Here is a 17014-nt window from a genome sequence, read left to right as displayed (position 1 = left end):
AGGGTAAGGGAAAGCCATGAATATAAGTTTTCAGTTGATCGAGCTACCTGAAAACGAGCAGGTAGTTAGCCGACAGATATCATTGCCAAGTAGTGGTGGGACTATTGGCCGTTCTTACGAATGTACGGTTCAGCTACCAGACATGAGTCGCACGCTCTCTCGTGTTCATATTGAAGTGCTTCCTCACTCAGAGGGAGGCTTTCAAGTTATCGATCGCAGCGCGAACGGTGCGCAAGTGAATGGTGTTTTTCTTGGTGCTGGTCAATCGGCCAAGGTCAGCGACGGTGACAGTATCCGAATAGGCGGTTACTTGCTGTTAGTGAGTGATATGCAGGAGCTTTTCTCAAAAGAAGCCAAGCCTGAGACATCAGAGCCGATTCACACGCCACTTGATGAACCCGTTTTTGATTTTGCGGGAGTGATTGAAGAGCCAGCAGCAACTGTCTTTGGTGCTGAATCAACGGCTTTCAACGAAATTGAAGAGGCGATTGACACCGCGAGCTCGTTCAGTGCCGACAATGTCGCTGGCGAAGATGTGTATGCTTATGACCCGTTCGAAGAAGACGATCTTCTCAATATTACACTTGATGAAAAATCGAGTAGTGAGCCCATCATCATGGCCGACGAGCCGAGTTCTCATAATCGCAGTTCTCAAAGCTATAGTTCTCAAAACATGAGCTCTCAAGAGACGGGCGTAACTTTGAGTAATGGCTCTCAAATTCAAGCACTGGATTCAAGCATAGAGAGGCTTAATCAGATCGTTGAGCATCAACAGTCAGCTTTAACAGCAGCTGTGGATCGTGAACGCTTGGTCTCTTGTATTGAAACCACTTTGGATAAGTTCCTTGCAGACTTCAATCCACAGCACCTAGAGTCAGAGTTTAATGACTATCTATCTGGGTGGGGCAGTAAAGAGAAGAAATACTGGGGACTGTACAAGAAGCAGTTCGCACGCAAACAAGATCGCGGAGAGTTCAAGCGTAATTTTACCGCGATGCTTTTAGAAGAGTTAAGGGACAAGTAATGGAGACAAAGCAGTTTTTTGTTCGTTGCCTGTCAACCGTTGCGAGTTCATTTTTGATCATGGCTTGTAGTTCAAGCAATGAGAGTGTTTTTCAGCCATCGATGTCGGTTAACGTCAAGATGGAAGCGACGAATGATATCAATGCATTCGAAGACGATATAGCAAGACCTTTGGTTGTAAGAGTTTACCAATTAAAAGAAACAGGCGCGTTTGAAAAAGCGGATTTTATCAGCTTGTACGAATCGGACAGTACGGTGTTAGCTGGAACCCTTGTCGACACTAAAGTGTTAGCGCCCGTGTTGCCCGAAGAGAAGCGTTCTTTTGTACTAGAAGTGCAGCAAGAAGCCAAAGCTATCGCGGTGTTTGCTGAATTTGCTGACTATGAAGTAGCAGTGAGCAAAGGCTTAGTGGCGTTAGTAGAAGAACCCGATGAAACCCCAATAATTATTCGAATCTCACAAACAAAGATTGAGATTACTCAGCCTGTTGATAGTTCTTGGTGGTAAGGAGACCTATTTGAAACATCAAAGAAAAGTGGTTTGGAAAGAGGGGATGTTTGTCGCTCCTCAGCATTTTCAGCAAACCGAACGATACATTACGCAATATATTCAGAAGTATGTTGCATTGACGTCAGGCAGTGGCAGTTATGGCGTATCAGCGCTAGAGATCGAATCCAACTACTTGAAGTTAGGTAAACTTGGCGTCGTAAGATGCAGTGGCGTGTTTCAAGACGGCACTCTATTCGATTGTACTCGAGAGCTACTGATCGAAGTACCCGAAAACACCATCGACAAGTGCATCTACCTTGCATTGCCACTCTCAGTAGAGGGTGAAAACGAATACGGGCCAAAAGAAGAACTTAGACGCTATATCGTCGCAGAGCATAACTTGTTTGACGCAAGTGATGCCGAGCAAAGTGGTATTAAAGCGACGCTCGCGGAGCCCAATATCCGTTTGGTTGTGGAAGGTGAAGACGTTAATGGTTTAGTGCTGATTCCGATCGCTAAGGTGCTTGAAAGAAGAGGTGATGGGGAAGTGGTTCTCGACCGAGGCTTCATTCCGAGCTGTCTTCAATACGGTGCGTCAACTCAGTTGAAAGAGCGCTTAAAAGAGCTATTTATCTTAGTGCAAGCGCGAGCGAAAAACGTATTGGAGCGCATCGGCGTGGGTGAGCAGACCAAAAGTGACTTGAGCTTAATGCGCGAATTTATGTGGCTACAAACCTTAAACCGTTGGAGTCCACAAATCCAAATTCTACTATCTAAGCCAGATAGCAACGTAGAGCTGCTGTATGAAAAACTGACTAGTTTCTCGTCTGAGCTTGATAGCTTTACGCCCGCGATTGGTAATGCCAATCACCGTGTTCTAGACAAAGACAACCTTCATCACGCCTTTGGCCCTCTATTTTCAACACTTCGTGAGCAGCTCTCTATGGTACAGAGTGATAAGGTGACTGAGTTTGATTGGGACGTGAATCTGTTTGATAAGCGTCGTCTACTGCGTTTGTCCATTCCAACTCTGCACCAAATGGATGGTCGCAGACTTGTATTGTCGGTGAAGTCTTCTATTGGTGCGTCTATGCTCAGCTCGACCTTCCCGAGCGCTTGCACATTGAGTGGTATCAGCTTGATTGCTGAGCTGGTACGTAACAGTCAATCTGGCGTGACGATTAATCCGTTAGCTGTGGCTCCGTCGGAATTAAAAGCTCAAGTGGATTTGGCCTACTTTGAGATTGAAACCTCTCATGAATACTGGCAACAACTTAAGTCGAAAAGAGAGCCGATTGCACTGCATGTCGACAGCCGAGTGCCAGACCTAGAAATAAAACTGTATGCGCTAGGGTAACGTTATGGATGACCTACTCGATGAAGCGACGATAGCGATAGAGACTGACTCCCAATCTAGGGATGCTCAGTTCAATCTCGACTCTGTGCGTTTAGCCAGTCTTAACGCCATAAAAAATCATGCGCGATTTAATATGTATCAGCGCAAAGGTTTGCTGTTTGATAACGAAATCCTGAGTTCTAGTTCAGAGTTGTTATCGCTTTCTGTCTCTATCAAAAGGCTTGAGTGCCCAGCAGACATTTATACCTTTAGAACCGGTATTAAAAGCCTGCTTACTGACCTGAAATATAAAGTGGCTAAGCTCGACTACCCACCATCAGTAGCAGATAAAACCTGTTTCCTATTTGCAGTGATGTTGGATGAACAGATCCTTCACTCCGACTGGGGAGAGGAGTCTGGCTGGGAAAACCAAACCTTGGTCAGCGAACTGTTTGGTATTAAAAACGGCGGTGAACAGTTTTATCTGGTCGCAGAACGAGCATTGCTTCAGCCGGTGTTGCTTCGAGACCTGTTAGAACTCATCTATATCATGATCAAACTCGGCTTCCGTGGTCGATACCGAGTAGAAGGCAAAGAGTTGCTCGGTATTCTGCTACAAAGAATTGAGGAAGCAGTCTTTGCACAAGATACGCAATCCACGGAAGAGAATACTCACGCGATTCCAAGGCCCCATGCCGCACAAATCAAAAAGGTAAGTCGCCCGCAGAGACCAGTACGATTAACCAGAGGGTTCTTGCTATTCGCCATGCTTCTGTCACTGACCTGGGCCGGGATTTACTACTGGTACAACTTAACAACGCCACAAAAAGCACAAGCATTTATTCAGCTTCCACAGTTTACCGATAAGTATTACAGCCAAGCGAATATTCAAGAGCAAGAGTTTATCTACACCAGCACCCCTGAGGAGTTGGGCAGAGCACCTAAAATCACTGCTCCGGTTAGTACTGTTAATAACATTAGTAGTGTTGGCGAATCAGTAGCATCCGGTGCTTGGCAGGTTCAACTGGCTACCTTGTCGACCAAGGCGGCGTCTGAAAACTTCTTATCTCGCTATGGAGCAGTGTTCCCTAACATTGAAGTGAGGCTGTGGCGAGACAAATACCGAGTTTTAAGCCATGCAGACACAAGAGAACAAGCGGCTGAAATATTGGAAAGTGCCAAGCAGTCTGGAATAACCGATGCCTTTATCACCAAAGCGAAGTAGTAGGGTTAGTTAATGATAAGTAAGAAAAAAGCACTCACTTTTGCCATTTTGCTTTCACTACTTGTGATCAGCTTATTAGTTGGTGGTTTGTGGTTATTTGATTGGTATTGGTTAGAGCCGATTTGGGTGGTCGTCGCGCAGATTATCGTAGTCGTTCTAGTCGCAGTCGGTATTGGGGCTCTAATCTATTCTCGACTAAGACGCCCGCCAGTAGACGAAGATGCGAAGAAGCGTGAAGATTGGCGTGAAGAAGAGATCCAACGCACCTTTAATCATGTTTGGCGCAAGCATTCTCGCCTTAGTGCGAACCCGTATCTAATCCCATGGTATGTGCACTTAACGGAAGACATTGAGCACGACCAACTTTGGCTGCAGCAGATGGGGTTTGAGGCGATTGAGCCCGCAGATAACCTACCCGAAGATTTGGTCGCTGTTCGTTTTTGGGCATCGGATGATGCGATTATTGCTACCATTGACTTGCTCCATCCAAAAGAGGGAATGCAGAAGAGCATTAATACGCTGGTGGCATTAATCCTCTCTAAACGTTCAAGACAAGCCTTCAATGGTGTGTTGTGCGCTGTCGATTTGGGTAAGTTGATCAACAGTACCGAAATCGCTGTCAGTGAACTAAGCCAGAAATATCGCTCGGTTCTAGAAGATCTGAATAAAGCCGTGGGTTTAACACTGCCGACGTATTGCACGTTTACTCATATGTCACAGATTCAGGACTTGTGTGAGCTATTCTCGCCACTCGAAGAGAGCGAACGTGAGCTACCATTTGGTGCATTACGCGATGTTGAAGAGAGCAAAGAGTACGATAAAGCTTGGTTCGATGAGTCGTTTGAAGCGTTAAGCCACTCTTTGACGAACTCTTTAAGTTCATCACTGAAGGGTCAGTTGAATGCGGACTACCGCGATTCTGCTCTGGTTGGTATCTATCAGCTATCTGCCCTGCGTTATGACGTCGAAGACTTCCTCTCTCTCACTTTCAATCAACATCAGTTTGATGAGATAGACCTATTTTTCCGTGGCTACTTCTTTGTCAACGTGGGCGGCGAAAGTGAAAACGTCGACATTATTAGCACAATGCACGCCTCTGAACTGGGTTTTGAAACTCTTTCTAATATTCACACTCAGTCGAAAAGCTTGAGCCTATTTGGGAAAGGCCTGTTCAGAAGTTGTGTTTTAAAAGAAGCGCCTCTGGTTGGGTTCAACAAGAAACGTGAGATCACCTATCGAACAACACGCTGGGTTGTCTCTTGCGGTTTGGTAATCCTGTTTGTGGGTTTTGTTGCCACTATCAAAGCGGGTTTTGACTATCAGCAGGCGTTGGACAACAAGGCGCTCGCGATGTTGGACCGCTATAAAGAAAACCTAGAGAAGAATGCGATTCAACCTGATGATTTGGCATCGCCAGTATTCAGCTTGTATGAGCTTAGAGAGATAGTGCAGCTTTATGATGAAAAGCATCACCCTTGGTATGTTTCTAGTTGGCTGCCAAGTTCTAGCATCTCTGGCTATGTTCATGACGCTTATTTTGGTGAGTTGAATTCTGAGTTGCTCACTTTGATGCGCGACTACATCATGAAAGATATGTTCGTGTACAACTCGCTGGATGACAAAGTAAAGACTCTGGAGTTGCTTAACCTGCAGCAGATCTTGTACAACCCAGAACGCCACTCTTCAACTTCATTGGTGAATTACTATATTGATGCCTTGAATGAAGAGGGTAGCGGTGATGCAAGTCTTATCCAACGCTTTAAACTCCTTGCAGAAGATGCGCTTAGCACATCGGCCATCCCGCCTGCGTTTGATGAACAGCTATTAGGCTTGGTTCGCAAGTCTCTATCTACCGATGATGTGAGTGAGTTGCTTTATCAGCATATTTTGCAGCATCGTGATTTTGCACGCCGCGTCGATATTCGTAAGAGCCTCAATCCGGTCTATGAACAAGTATTTACGTTTAACGACGGCTTCAGTGGTTACTTGATTCCTTATGCATTCACACGTGACGGCTTCCAAGATTTAAGTAACGAAACAGGCTTCCAGCTCGCTTCTGAGGCTATTACAGCGTATGAGGGCGTAATGGGACGCATCAGCGGTGAAGCTGAGATGAATCGCATCAACCGTCAATTGCGTGAACGTTATATCAAAGACTACATACAGTATTGGAATGCGTTTGTTTCGAATGTGCAGCTTACTGAAGTATCGAGCTGGGGCGGCAGCGAGCAACAGCTCGATCTAGTTACGGACGCCAACTTCTCACCGATAACGCAGTTCTACTCAGTGGTGAGCACCAACACTAACCTCATCAAGAGCACATTGGAGAGTAAAGAACAGAAGGAAGAACAGCAGAAAGAAGGTCAGCAAGCCGCTGAAACCTCACCGCTGCAATCTAACAATGGCTCGGCGATGGAGCGAGTGGCTGAATCGATTACCTATCCGTTCCGTCATATTCACGGTGTGATTCACGCTAACCAAACGGGTCAAAGCTCATTAGATATTGCGCTGACTAACCTGACCGCGCTGCGAGATTGGGTGAACAAGTCGAAAGAGATTCAATCGAAAGGGCACTATTTTCTAGAGCAGTTAGAGAATGCAGATTCAAGCAACCCGATTGCACGCTTGCACCTCTCTGCCGATGACTACAATGTTCCTCTGTTGCCTGAACTAATGGACTCGCAAGCGACTCTGGTTAACGGTTTGGCGCTGGATGCGGTTCGTGAAGTGATCAATGAAGATTGGTCTAAGGTGACTCACTTTTATCTGACTCGTTTAGCTAACCACTACCCGATTAAGAGTAATGCTCAGACTGACGTGCTGCTCTCTGATTTTGAAGCCTTCTTTAAACCCGAAGGGGAGTTCGATCAGTTCTCGAAGAAGTATGCGAGTCATTTGGATATGACCATCAGTCGAGAAATCTACTTGAATGGCTTCATTCCTCATCAGTATTTGTCGCTCTCTTGGCAATACCCGTCGTTCAGCGATTCGGTTGAGAAAATCCAGAAGCAACTCTTTACTGGCAAAGATCTGGGGTTCAACTTTTCAATAAAAGCCGTGGAGATGTCACCATCGTTGACGCGATTTGCACTTGAAGCGAATCTGAAATTCTTCGAATATCAAAACGGACCTAAGCTGTGGCGATTGCAAAGTTGGCCGATTCCAGCAAACCAAATGCAAGATATCTCTGTGATGACTCGTGATACCGAAGGAGTTGTGCAGAGAGAGAAATTCTCGGGGGTTTGGAGTTGGTTTAGAGTGGCAGAGAAAATGAAAGGCTCCACTCAAGTTGGTAGCAATGAAATATTGTGGCGCTACAGTTCGACTAATGGCGAAGTGAATCTTGAGGTGAAACGTGATGGTATAGGACAACCCTTTGAGCCTGATCTATTCACTAATTTAGGATTCCCAACGTGGCTATAACGATTGAACATCCAGAGTGGCTAGCGAAGTTTTGTAGTCAAACGCTTAACACAAACTGTCCAAACACTGATAAGACGATATCGCTCGGCTCTTTGACAAGTATTGAAATGCCCGAGTCTAACAATATGACTGTTTCTGATGGGGCTAGTGAGTCACATCGGCATCAGTTCTGTTTTGATTCAGAGCTTGGCCGCGTCAGAGCAAAATACTCTGAAAGCATGATTGAAACTATCATGTTGCAACGCGAGGCGTTATGGCTTTCGAGGCTCAATAGTCAGGGATTATCAACGCAGCGCTGCCTTGATTTCTATCGAGACGGCTCTCGTGCGGCATTGCTGACTAACTACGTTGAAGGGCAGTCGCTTTCAGAGTTGATAAAGCATAATCAAACTAGTGATATTACCGTGGTTGCGAATGTCATTGATCAGCTACTGAGTGAGCTCGAAGAGCTGCATCGATGTGGCTATGTACATGGGGATATCAAACCCTCCAATATTCTGCTATCGGAACAAAATATTGTCTCATTCATTGATTTCTCGAACGCCCGCCGAATAGGTGATAGTTGGCAAGAACGAGGGATAGAGCAGTATTCACCGAGTTACACATACCCAAATAGTGCTTCCTCTCAGTTGCGCCACGGAGAAGCACATCCTGTTTGCGATAGTTACGCAAGTTTGATTACGGTTGCGCTGTTAATTGGTGTTCCTGCAGACGAGCTAACCTTTGGTTTAGACAGCTCTCAAGTCATTGATTTTTTTCTTGGCTTGCCACAACACGAAACTTGGCCGTCGTTACCTAAATTAACTCAAGAAAGTGTCCAACGTCATATCGACAGCGTGATTAAAGATTTAATCTAGAGGTCACTAGGAGTACTTTTAAGGAGTTTAGAGTGATTAAAAATGTGGTGTTTGATGTCGGAAATGTGTTGGTTCGATGGGCTCCGTTAGAAATTGCTCGCCTGACTTTTGGGGACGTTGAAGACTTGGAGCAGCGTGCTCGAGCAGTGTTTCAATCTGAGACTTGGTTAGAGCTAAACAAAGGGCATCTTTCTGAGCAACAGGCCAAGCAGCGCTATCAAGATACGATTGGCTTGTCTGAATTAGAATGTGAAAAGCTGTTTTACTACGTTAAACAAACGCAGCTTCTAATATACGGCTCTGTTGATCTGCTTAAGCGCATTAAGCAAGCGGGGTATCACGTTTATGCGCTGACAGATAATGTGCATGAAATCGTGGCATATCTGAAAAAGACCTATGATTTTTGGCCGCTCTTTGAAGGTGCGACTGTCTCTGCTGAGCTTGGCTTACTCAAACCTCAACCTGAAATTTATCAATCTCTGCTCTCAACTAATAAACTGAAAGCGGAAGAAACAGTGTTCCTCGATGATATGCCTTACAACGTAGAAGGCGCTCAAAAAGAAGGTATGGCGGCTATTCAATTCAAAGACGTACATCAATGTGAGCAGGAATTGAAAGCCATGGGTTTAGAGTTTTAATCTGGCTAAATTTCGCCTTAGCTCACCCAACGTATTTATCATCAATGTTTGTGACTTAGCCAGACCTTGGTTAGGTCACACCATCCGAACCCATTTACCTGTACATCATTAAGTCTCTTGGAAACCTCTAAGGCGAAAGGATCTCCGGCAAAAACCGTCATAACTTGGTCTTCGATTAACTTAGCTTTCAACGAGTCCAGCAGTTGGTGTGCTTGTTTTAAGATTCGGGTCGCTCGGATGTTGTCTAATTGATTTGAGATGCCCTTGCAGTACTCCTCATCGATGTTGAGCTGCGAGAATGGAACACGTGATAAAAGACGTAGCCACGCACTGAAACTATCGTTTTCATCAATAATGCTGCATAGCAGAGTACCTTGAACTGACTCGTAATTCCCATAACTACATGAAATAAGCCTACTAGACTCATTAACCAGCTGTTGAGCAATTTTCTGCGATTCAGAGGTATCTTCAACAGTCAGTTCTCTCAATGGTTTATATGAATCAATCGCCTGAAACAGCAAAAATACTGCGGGTTGCGATTGGTGTTTGGTCGTTGTTATTTCTGGCGTTGAGACTCGAATTTCATTGTGAGCACAAGCCTTACTTTTCGCCCAGTCGGGGTAAGACCACAACTCAATTTGGTCCAAAATCGCTTGCTGGTGGCAGTAACTACTATAACGACTCAACCGCAGCATATTGGTAGAAAATACATCTAGCTTTAGTGCTCCTGAGCCAATGGTGTGCTGGGTAGTACCGTGTTTGAAAATTGATGCTTCAGCTTGCGCGAGCAGTCTCGGTAAGTGCCAGTCGGCTTTATGGAGTGTTATCTCAACCGCATCCGGATAAGGTGAGTGAATGTGGGCAATATGTTGATAGCAACTACGCCATTGAGGTCGATTCGCTAGCTGTTGTAATGAGTTGACGACATGGTGCCCCACTAGAGGTTGCCCATCATGAAAAGTGACTCCAGTACGCAGCTGAAAATACCAGACTGTCGCATCTTCATTGGGTTGCCAATGATAGGCGAGATCTCCCGTTACCATCCCTTCATGGATGTGGCTTAAACGCTGATACAGATGGTGAACCAAAAATCGTTCAGTTCGGCGCAATACTTTATGTGGGTGCAGTGGTTCTATTGTTCTGTGGAAAGGGAGGTAAACACGTTGTTTGTTGCTGTGCTCATTGCGGCTAAGAAAGGCCTGCAGTGCTTCACCCGATTCGCGACCTCCAAAGCTCAAGACCTCCAAAAGCTCATCGACTTTTCCTTCATTGGCGATCGGTTCAGCCAAAGAATGACAAGCGTCTATAGGTTCGACTAACAGCTCAATTGTGGCTTTCTTATTTCTTCCCACAGACGCCTGCCATTTGATCCAACCAGCGGAAGTCATCACTTTTATCAACGTAGAGACATGTCGTTCGCTCACTAGCCATAGCTCGGCCAGTTGGTTTACCTGGCATGATGATTGTCCCGGACCCAATGAACGAAAGAGGAGTTCATACAGTTCTAACTTTCTTTTTAAATTCTTCATGTCAGTACTTGTTGGCTGATGTAAGTGTTTGTTGGTTTGTGTCTGAGCTGAGTGTTAACGACTTAGCTAGCGGTTCTTATTCGGTAAGTGAGTCAGGTGACTAAATCCGCAATCTATCAGAGCGGTTTCTAATGTATTGATCACTTGTTGAGAAGTTTCTGGCCTCAGTAGTTTAGACGCTCGCTGTTGTTCTTGTAGTAATGTAGAAAAATGGTCGATTTCATATTCGAAGCCATTCCCTGATACAGGTATATCAATGAGTTTGGATTGTCCGTTATGCTCAATTTCAATACGTTGTGGGTTCCACCACTTTTCGCATATTTTTATCGTTATCCCGTCACCAGTTAACACGGCATCGCGTTGGAGGTTTCGTGTTATTGAAGCACTGATCTTTCCAGATACGCTACCAGTAAACGTGAAGCAAGCATCGGTATCGACAGCACAGTCTTGAGTGCCTTGCGTCAGCTGCACTGAAGGTGGATTAGGGATGCTGCCGAGAGTGTTGCATAAATCGTAGTAAAGCCATAGCCCGTACACACCAACATCAAGCGAAGCACCACCGCATAGCTCTGGATTGAAGATAAATAAGCTAGGGTCGTAGTCGTGCTCATTCCCAAACCCCGCCTCAACATGAAGTTGCTGAATGTTCTGCTCTACCAAATACGCTTTTAACGCTATATAAGCGGGGAAGGTGACGGTTTTCATCGCTTCAAGCAACAGTACATTATGCTTCTTCGCCAGTGCACTCATTTCCAACCAGTCTTCAAGTTGTGTAAAAGCGGGCTTCTCTACTAAGACATGCTTGTTGTGCTTGATAAACAGTTCTGCAAGAGGCTTGTGGTAAGGGTGAACGGTAGCGATGTATACAGCATCAACCTCAGGATCCTCGGCTATGTGTTGATAAGATTCATAGCTATGGTTAGCGCCGTATTGTTGGCAAAATAGATTTGCTCTTTCCGCGTCTCTTGCTGCAACCGCGTATAGCTCGGCCTGGGAGCTGTGTTGAGTAACTGCTACCGCAAAACGATGCGCGATGTTGCCTAAACCAGCGATTCCCCATTTGATTTTATGCATTGATTGGACCTCTATGTAGTGACCCATAGAGCATAGCGAATGAGTAGGTGGGGAAATAGAGCACAAAAGGTGAAGGTTGTTCATTATTTCCTAGCTATGTATAGGAAACAAAAAGAGCTGGCGCCTATTGCAGCACCAGCTATAAATCATTTGAAGATTGTCTTAGTGATTAAATTGATTCACTAGGCGTTTTAGGCTTTGTAGGTGAGTAGCTAAGGATTCTGCACGTCTTACGGATGTAGAAGAAAGTTCTCGCGTTTCGATGATCGCTTGCTTGACTCGAACAACATGGTCATTGATACCGTGAGTAACTTGCACCTGCTCCTCAATTGCTTGAGAGGTTTGAGCGCTTTGCTCATTGATCGACATCAGATCTTGAACAATGGCTTCGAAAGAGGCTCGGCTTTGCTGAGATTTCTCGACACAAACCTCAGAAGAGTGGATACCTTCTTCGATGAAGCGCCCCGTTTGATTCACAGTGTTTTGTAGAATCTCGATACGTGACCGGATCTCTTCGACAGAAGAACTTGTCTTGCCAGAGAGCGCTCGAACTTCATCTGCAACCACGGCGAATCCGCGTCCTTGTTCGCCGGCGCGAGCCGCTTCAATCGCAGCATTGAGTGCCAGAAGGTTTGTCTGCTCGGCAATGCCTTGAATCATAGACAGAATCGCTTCGATGCCATCGACATCGTTGTAAAGCTGCTCTAGTGCAGATTTAGAGCCTGTTAAGTGTTCGCTAAGCTCATGTACTGTTTGAGCGGCTTCTTCAACGGTAGAGGCGCCTTGCTGTGCTTGATCCTGCGCGTTAATGGCGAAATCAGCGCTCTGCTTGGCTTGATGAGCAACTTCATCGATCGATGCCAACATCTCTTCTGCTGAAACTGCCATCGCATCCGTCGCGAGATCTTGTTCACCTAATTCGTTATCAATACTCTGGCGATTCGCAAGCTCTTGTTTCGCTGAATCAATCAGATCGGTAGAGGTTTCGGAAGCGCGTGATGTGACTGCGCGAAGCTCGGCACTTTTCATCTGCATAGCGAGCTCAATAGGTGAAAGATCATCACAATAACCCGTATATGGCTTTTCCATGATCGGGTTGTCGTAATGCTCTTTAGCGAGCTTATGTATCGTAGATAGGCGTTGCTTGAACATTGCAGCACAGCCCGCTTGAGCCAAAACCGTAACCAATAATGCGATAGCGGCCATCGTAGTCGGGATCACGCCTGCAATAAGCGCTAACCCTAGTAGAGCTTGCAAACCTAACAGAACATATGAGCTGAGAAGCCAGCGCATTCTTCGAACTTTAACTTTTCCAGCGTGCATTTGAGCGTACAGCGTTTTAGCTCGCTCAATTTGGCCGTCAGTGGGTTGTGTTCTTACTGATTGGTATTCGTGAACTGATCCATCTGAGTTACGAATTGGAGTAACAAACGCAGACACCCAATAGTGACCCTTGTCTTTACATTTGTTCTTCACCAAACCCATCCAACTATTCCCCGATTGGATGTACTGCCAAAGCTGAGCAAAAGCTTCTTTAGGCATGTCTTGGTGGCGAATAAGGTTGTGAGGCTGCCCTAACAACTCTTGTTCGTTGTAGCCAGCAACGTGGTAAAAGTCTTCATTACAATAAGTAATATTACTTTCTGGCGTGGTGGTCGAAATAAGACTATCCGTATCTGAAAAGCGAACTCTTTCATCATGATTGTTCATTACGTACTGCCTTGTATTTGTTATAAGAATTCATTGTTTTATAAGGCGCGTATTATCTTATAAGTGTCAAAATGATGCCTTATCAATAAATTGACGGTAGTCATTTTTTGACCAATTGAAATTTAATATGAATTGATATGGATCAATACGAATAAACTCTAAATAAGTTAGCTGTGATTTTTATCGCTTTAATGTCATTTATTCGTCATAAAAATGGAATCAATGTTCCAGTTTTTGAGTTGTATTTCTCTATTAATTTTGGGCGAATTTTTTACTAATGCACTATATTGGTGATCGATTCGCACTAAAGTAGGGAGTGTAATTGTTTGATCTGTATATAAATTAATCATACAAGTTAATTAAAGCCCTGTTTTGTATATGGTCTATAAATTGCTTTGTTGTATATAGATGTAAAACAAAACAAGGAATGTAGATGAACCTTACGGATCAGGAACGTCATTGGCTTAAATGGTTTGGCTCAACGGGTAAGATTGCGATGAGAAAGGCCTGTTTTTTAAATCGAACGCGCACTAGGGAGTTAGAGCAGACGTTCGAAAGTATTGCGGAGACACGGGTACAGTTACTAAATAATTGGGTAAAGAACCAATGGGACTTTCTCGAAGATGCCGCGTTGTATATTGCTAGTCGAACGGAAGAGCAAACAACGGAAACGTTACAAAGGCTTCTTGATCGCAGCCCAGATATCTCAGAACTCGCGGTCGTGGACGAGCGAGGCATTGCCCAAGCATCGAGCTACAGTAATCATGTTGGTTACACGCTTACTGACCCCAAGGCGCTCAACGCAGGTTTAAAGAAGCGCTACCTTCATGGGCCTTATGCCGATGAGCGTACGTTATCGGTTGGTGCTTCAAGTTCGTCGTTTCATGACCAAGTAACACTGATGTTTTATGTACCGTTCTCACGTGAAGACGGCAAACCACTGTGTCTGTGCGGGCGAGTACCAAACGATGTGATTGGCGATATTATTCAGCGTGAAGCGGGGCATATCTATAGTGAGTCAGGGGATAACTATATCTTTATGGTGGAGTCGAATCATGATCCACGTATTGAAGCGGGTGTCGCGCTATCTCGTTCTCGATTTGAAGACAACACCTTCTCGCATGGTGAGAACCTCAAACAAGGCGTCAATACCGATTGGGGCGTGGTGAAAGTTCAGCATCATACCGAGTTTGAAATCCGCTTTACCGACCCTGCGACCAAACAGCTGCACCCAGGCGTCAGAGAGACGATAAAGAAAGGCAACAATGTCTTTGTAGAATATCCGGGTTATTCCGATTACCGACACATTCCTGTGATTGGTAAAGGTGTGACGTTTCAACTCGATGGCTCACCAGATAAGTTCGGCATGATGTGCGAGTCGGATTTGGAAGAGGTGTACCGTGATAGAAGCCTCAGCTACACCTTATCGAAACACTTTATTGGCAGCATGCTTTTTACTCTTTTCCTACCTTTGCTGCTGACCCACCTTTTTGATTTATCACCTTTTATACAGGCCAGCCTAATGGTTGTCTGCATGTTGTTGAGCCTTGGTCTGTTTCGAGCGTTTAGTGCTAAACCGCTGGTCAATAAAATGAGCAAGATGACCATGGTAATGCAGACACTGGCCGAAGGGGACGGCAACCTTAGTCGTCGACTCGATCCTAGTACCTTCAGCAGCGATGAGTTAGGCAGTTTAGGACGTTGGACGAACAGCTTTATTGATAATCTCGATGGGATCATCAGTGAACTGATCCATGCGAGCAGTGAGGTGCGCCAAGTGTCAGAATCGATGTTTAGGCGCAGTGTGGTGATGAATCAAGCCAGTGTTGACGCCTCACATTCGCTGCACAATATGTTGGAGTTGAGCCAGCACCAACAGAGTGAAATCACCAATGCGACGGTTTCAGCGACTCAAATGGATACGGTGATGAAACATGCTGTGGAAAGCGCTGAAGAGGAGTACAAGCAGGCGGCGCAAGGGATGGAGTCTGTACGTCATATTGTCGAAAGCTCAGCGACCAGTGTTAACGAAGTGAATAACGAGATGAGTAAGGTCTCAGACATTATCAATATCATTACGGATATCACTGCACAAACTAATTTATTGGCTCTCAATGCGGCGATTGAATCTGCGCGAGCGGGTGAGCATGGCCGAGGCTTCTCGGTGGTGGCGTCAGAGGTTAGAACCTTAGCCGATCGTACTTCACAGGCGGCCAACCACATTGGCGATCTGATGAAAGAGCTGCATGCTAAATCACGCAGTGCAGTAGCATCGATGGAGCAAGGGGTGGAAAACGTCAGTCGAGGTAACTTGATGGTCGACTCTAGTGCTCGAAGTGAGCAGATGCGGGTCGCTGTTGCCGAGCTGTTTGCGACCATGTCGAAACTTGATGAGAACAGTCAAGAAAACGGCCATACAGCAGACAAAGCTCAACGTTCGATCTCTGATTTGCAAACTTCCACTCAGCAGTTGGCGCGTCGTGTCACTCTTATGGGTAATGCACTAGGTCGTCTGGAACAACTCATCGGTCGATTTGAGGTGAGTAAGAAAGCGGCTTAACGCTCTCACATTGAAAGAGATAATCAGATAACTCTCGCCCACAAGTTACATCACCATAGATGATAGTTTGTGGGTGTTTTTGTCGTTATCTCTCTATTTATCTCTCTCTACCTACCTCTCTATCACTCCATACCAATCATTCTGCTGAGCGAGGCGTTTTAGTTTGCTCAGCTCGTTCTCATTCTCCTCAACAAGCCAATCGATGAGATCATCAATGACCGCGCTCTTGGTATTTTGATGCAGGTAATACGTCCACGCACTATGCTGAATTTTTGCGTTAGGCGGACAGTACAAAAATCCTCGCTCTAATTCAGGGATGATCAATAACAAGTCAGTCACGGTAACACCTTGTCCAGAAAGGCAGGCGTTCAGTGCTAAATCAAGGGAGAGGAAGCTGGTATTTCTGACAGGCGTTGTCGGTGGATACGCCACATCGGATAACCATGTCTTCCAGTCAGTATGATCAAGGGTGGGGTGCAATCTTGGTAAGGTTAGGATTGAGTCTAAATCAAGATCGTCAGTTACTAAGCTGTGCGAGCAGACTGGTGCCATAAACTCTTCGCGCAGTACGCGGATACCGGGTTTGTTGTCGTAATGGTTCTTCAGTTGCGTATGGAAGACCAATAAATCGTAATCGGTGTAGTTAAGTGCTTCATCTTCCTCGATAACAGGAATAATCACGATCTCGTAATCAGGGTACCTCTCATTGAGCTGCCTAACTTTAGAAATCAGCACTCGCGTGGCATAACTCAGCGCAGCTTTGATGACGATTCGTTTCTGCTTCGGCTCTTTCCAACTGGCAAGCACGGATTCAATGTTGCTATAACCTTCACGTAGGGCAAGGTACAACTCGTTACCTTGTGGCGTCAGTTCAATAGCGCGATGCTTGCGACGCACTAGCGAAATTTCTAGCTCATCTTCTAACTGTTTCACCTGTCGGCTTACCGCACTTTGAGTAACATTCAGTTCATCAGCCGCCAGCGTAAAGCTCATGAGCCTAGCGACAGACTCAAAGGCGCGCAGTCCATTGTGAGAATAGGGCAGATTTGGATATGGGGTCATAAAACACTCGCATGAGTTTTTGGAATGTAAGAGTGGCAGATATATCAATTGAAGGCTAGTGCTAAAAGCCATAAGGTTTGTGGAAATC

At 45.4% G+C, this 17014-nt stretch carries 12 protein-coding genes; 8 read left to right on the top strand and 4 right to left on the bottom strand.

Going from position 1 to position 17014, the window contains the following annotated elements; translation table 11 throughout:
• Window positions 1-16 precede the first annotated feature (16 nt).
• From VFDL14_RS04000 to VFDL14_RS04025, 7 genes are read left to right on the top strand one after another with little or no spacing between them, the layout of a single operon-like run.
• Window positions 17-1024, top strand: coding sequence for an FHA domain-containing protein (locus VFDL14_RS04000; RefSeq protein WP_032552855.1), 1008 nt, complete (start codon window positions 17-19; stop codon window positions 1022-1024).
• On the top strand, window positions 1024-1530 hold the full coding sequence (gene tssJ / locus VFDL14_RS04005; RefSeq protein ID WP_050487476.1) for a type VI secretion system lipoprotein TssJ: 507 nt from the start codon (window positions 1024-1026) through the stop codon (window positions 1528-1530). Before VFDL14_RS04000 ends, tssJ begins: the two co-directional genes overlap by 1 nt.
• Before the next feature lie 10 nt (window positions 1531-1540).
• The gene (gene tssK, locus VFDL14_RS04010; protein WP_032552854.1) at window positions 1541-2869 is read left to right on the top strand and encodes a type VI secretion system baseplate subunit TssK; all 1329 of its coding nucleotides are present in this window, start codon (window positions 1541-1543) and stop codon (window positions 2867-2869) included.
• Between the two features lie 4 nt (window positions 2870-2873).
• Window positions 2874-4073 carry a type IVB secretion system protein IcmH/DotU gene (gene icmH, locus VFDL14_RS04015; RefSeq protein ID WP_032552853.1) on the top strand — a complete coding sequence of 400 codons (1200 nt, stop codon included), beginning with the start codon at window positions 2874-2876 and terminating at the stop codon, window positions 4071-4073.
• Window positions 4074-4085: 12 nt separating this feature from the next.
• Window positions 4086-7496 (top strand): type VI secretion protein IcmF/TssM N-terminal domain-containing protein, encoded by a 3411-nt coding sequence (locus tag VFDL14_RS04020; protein ID WP_050487474.1) that lies wholly within the window; start codon window positions 4086-4088, stop codon window positions 7494-7496.
• Window positions 7487-8353: a protein kinase domain-containing protein gene (locus tag VFDL14_RS23710; RefSeq protein WP_050487473.1), complete on the top strand. Its 867-nt coding sequence runs from the start codon at window positions 7487-7489 to the stop codon at window positions 8351-8353. The genes VFDL14_RS04020 and VFDL14_RS23710 overlap by 10 nt, the downstream gene beginning before the upstream one ends.
• 32 nt (window positions 8354-8385) lie before the next feature.
• The gene (locus tag VFDL14_RS04025; RefSeq protein WP_032552852.1) at window positions 8386-8991 is read left to right on the top strand and encodes an HAD family hydrolase; all 606 of its coding nucleotides are present in this window, start codon (window positions 8386-8388) and stop codon (window positions 8989-8991) included.
• 41 nt (window positions 8992-9032) lie between these two features.
• Here the strand turns inward: VFDL14_RS04025 and VFDL14_RS04030 are convergent, their stop codons facing one another.
• From VFDL14_RS04030 to VFDL14_RS04040, 3 genes are all read right to left on the bottom strand, one after another.
• The gene (locus VFDL14_RS04030; RefSeq protein ID WP_032552851.1) at window positions 9033-10520 is read right to left on the bottom strand and encodes an SgrR family transcriptional regulator; all 1488 of its coding nucleotides are present in this window, start codon (window positions 10518-10520) and stop codon (window positions 9033-9035) included.
• A 66-nt stretch (window positions 10521-10586) separates the two neighbouring features.
• A complete protein-coding gene (locus VFDL14_RS04035) occupies window positions 10587-11621 on the bottom strand; it encodes a Gfo/Idh/MocA family protein (protein WP_419177377.1) in 1035 nt (344 codons plus the stop codon).
• A gap of 135 nt (window positions 11622-11756) precedes the next feature.
• The gene (locus tag VFDL14_RS04040) at window positions 11757-13304 is read right to left on the bottom strand and encodes a PAS domain-containing methyl-accepting chemotaxis protein (protein WP_032552848.1); all 1548 of its coding nucleotides are present in this window, start codon (window positions 13302-13304) and stop codon (window positions 11757-11759) included.
• Between the two features lie 433 nt (window positions 13305-13737).
• Here VFDL14_RS04040 and VFDL14_RS04045 point away from each other — a divergent pair, with 433 nt between their 5' ends.
• Complete coding sequence (locus VFDL14_RS04045) at window positions 13738-15864, top strand: methyl-accepting chemotaxis protein (protein ID WP_032552846.1); 2127 nt, start codon at window positions 13738-13740, stop codon at window positions 15862-15864.
• Window positions 15865-15975: 111 nt separating this feature from the next.
• Here VFDL14_RS04045 and VFDL14_RS04050 read toward each other — a convergent pair whose 3' ends face one another.
• Window positions 15976-16926, bottom strand: coding sequence for a LysR family transcriptional regulator (locus VFDL14_RS04050; protein ID WP_032552845.1), 951 nt, complete (start codon window positions 16924-16926; stop codon window positions 15976-15978).
• Between the last annotated feature and the right edge of the window lie 88 nt (window positions 16927-17014).

It is taken from the genome of Vibrio fortis (assembly GCF_000695685.1).
In the GTDB taxonomy this organism is placed as follows: Bacteria; Pseudomonadota; Gammaproteobacteria; order Enterobacterales; family Vibrionaceae; genus Vibrio; species Vibrio fortis_A.
This window is presented reverse-complemented; position numbering and strand designations above follow the sequence as displayed.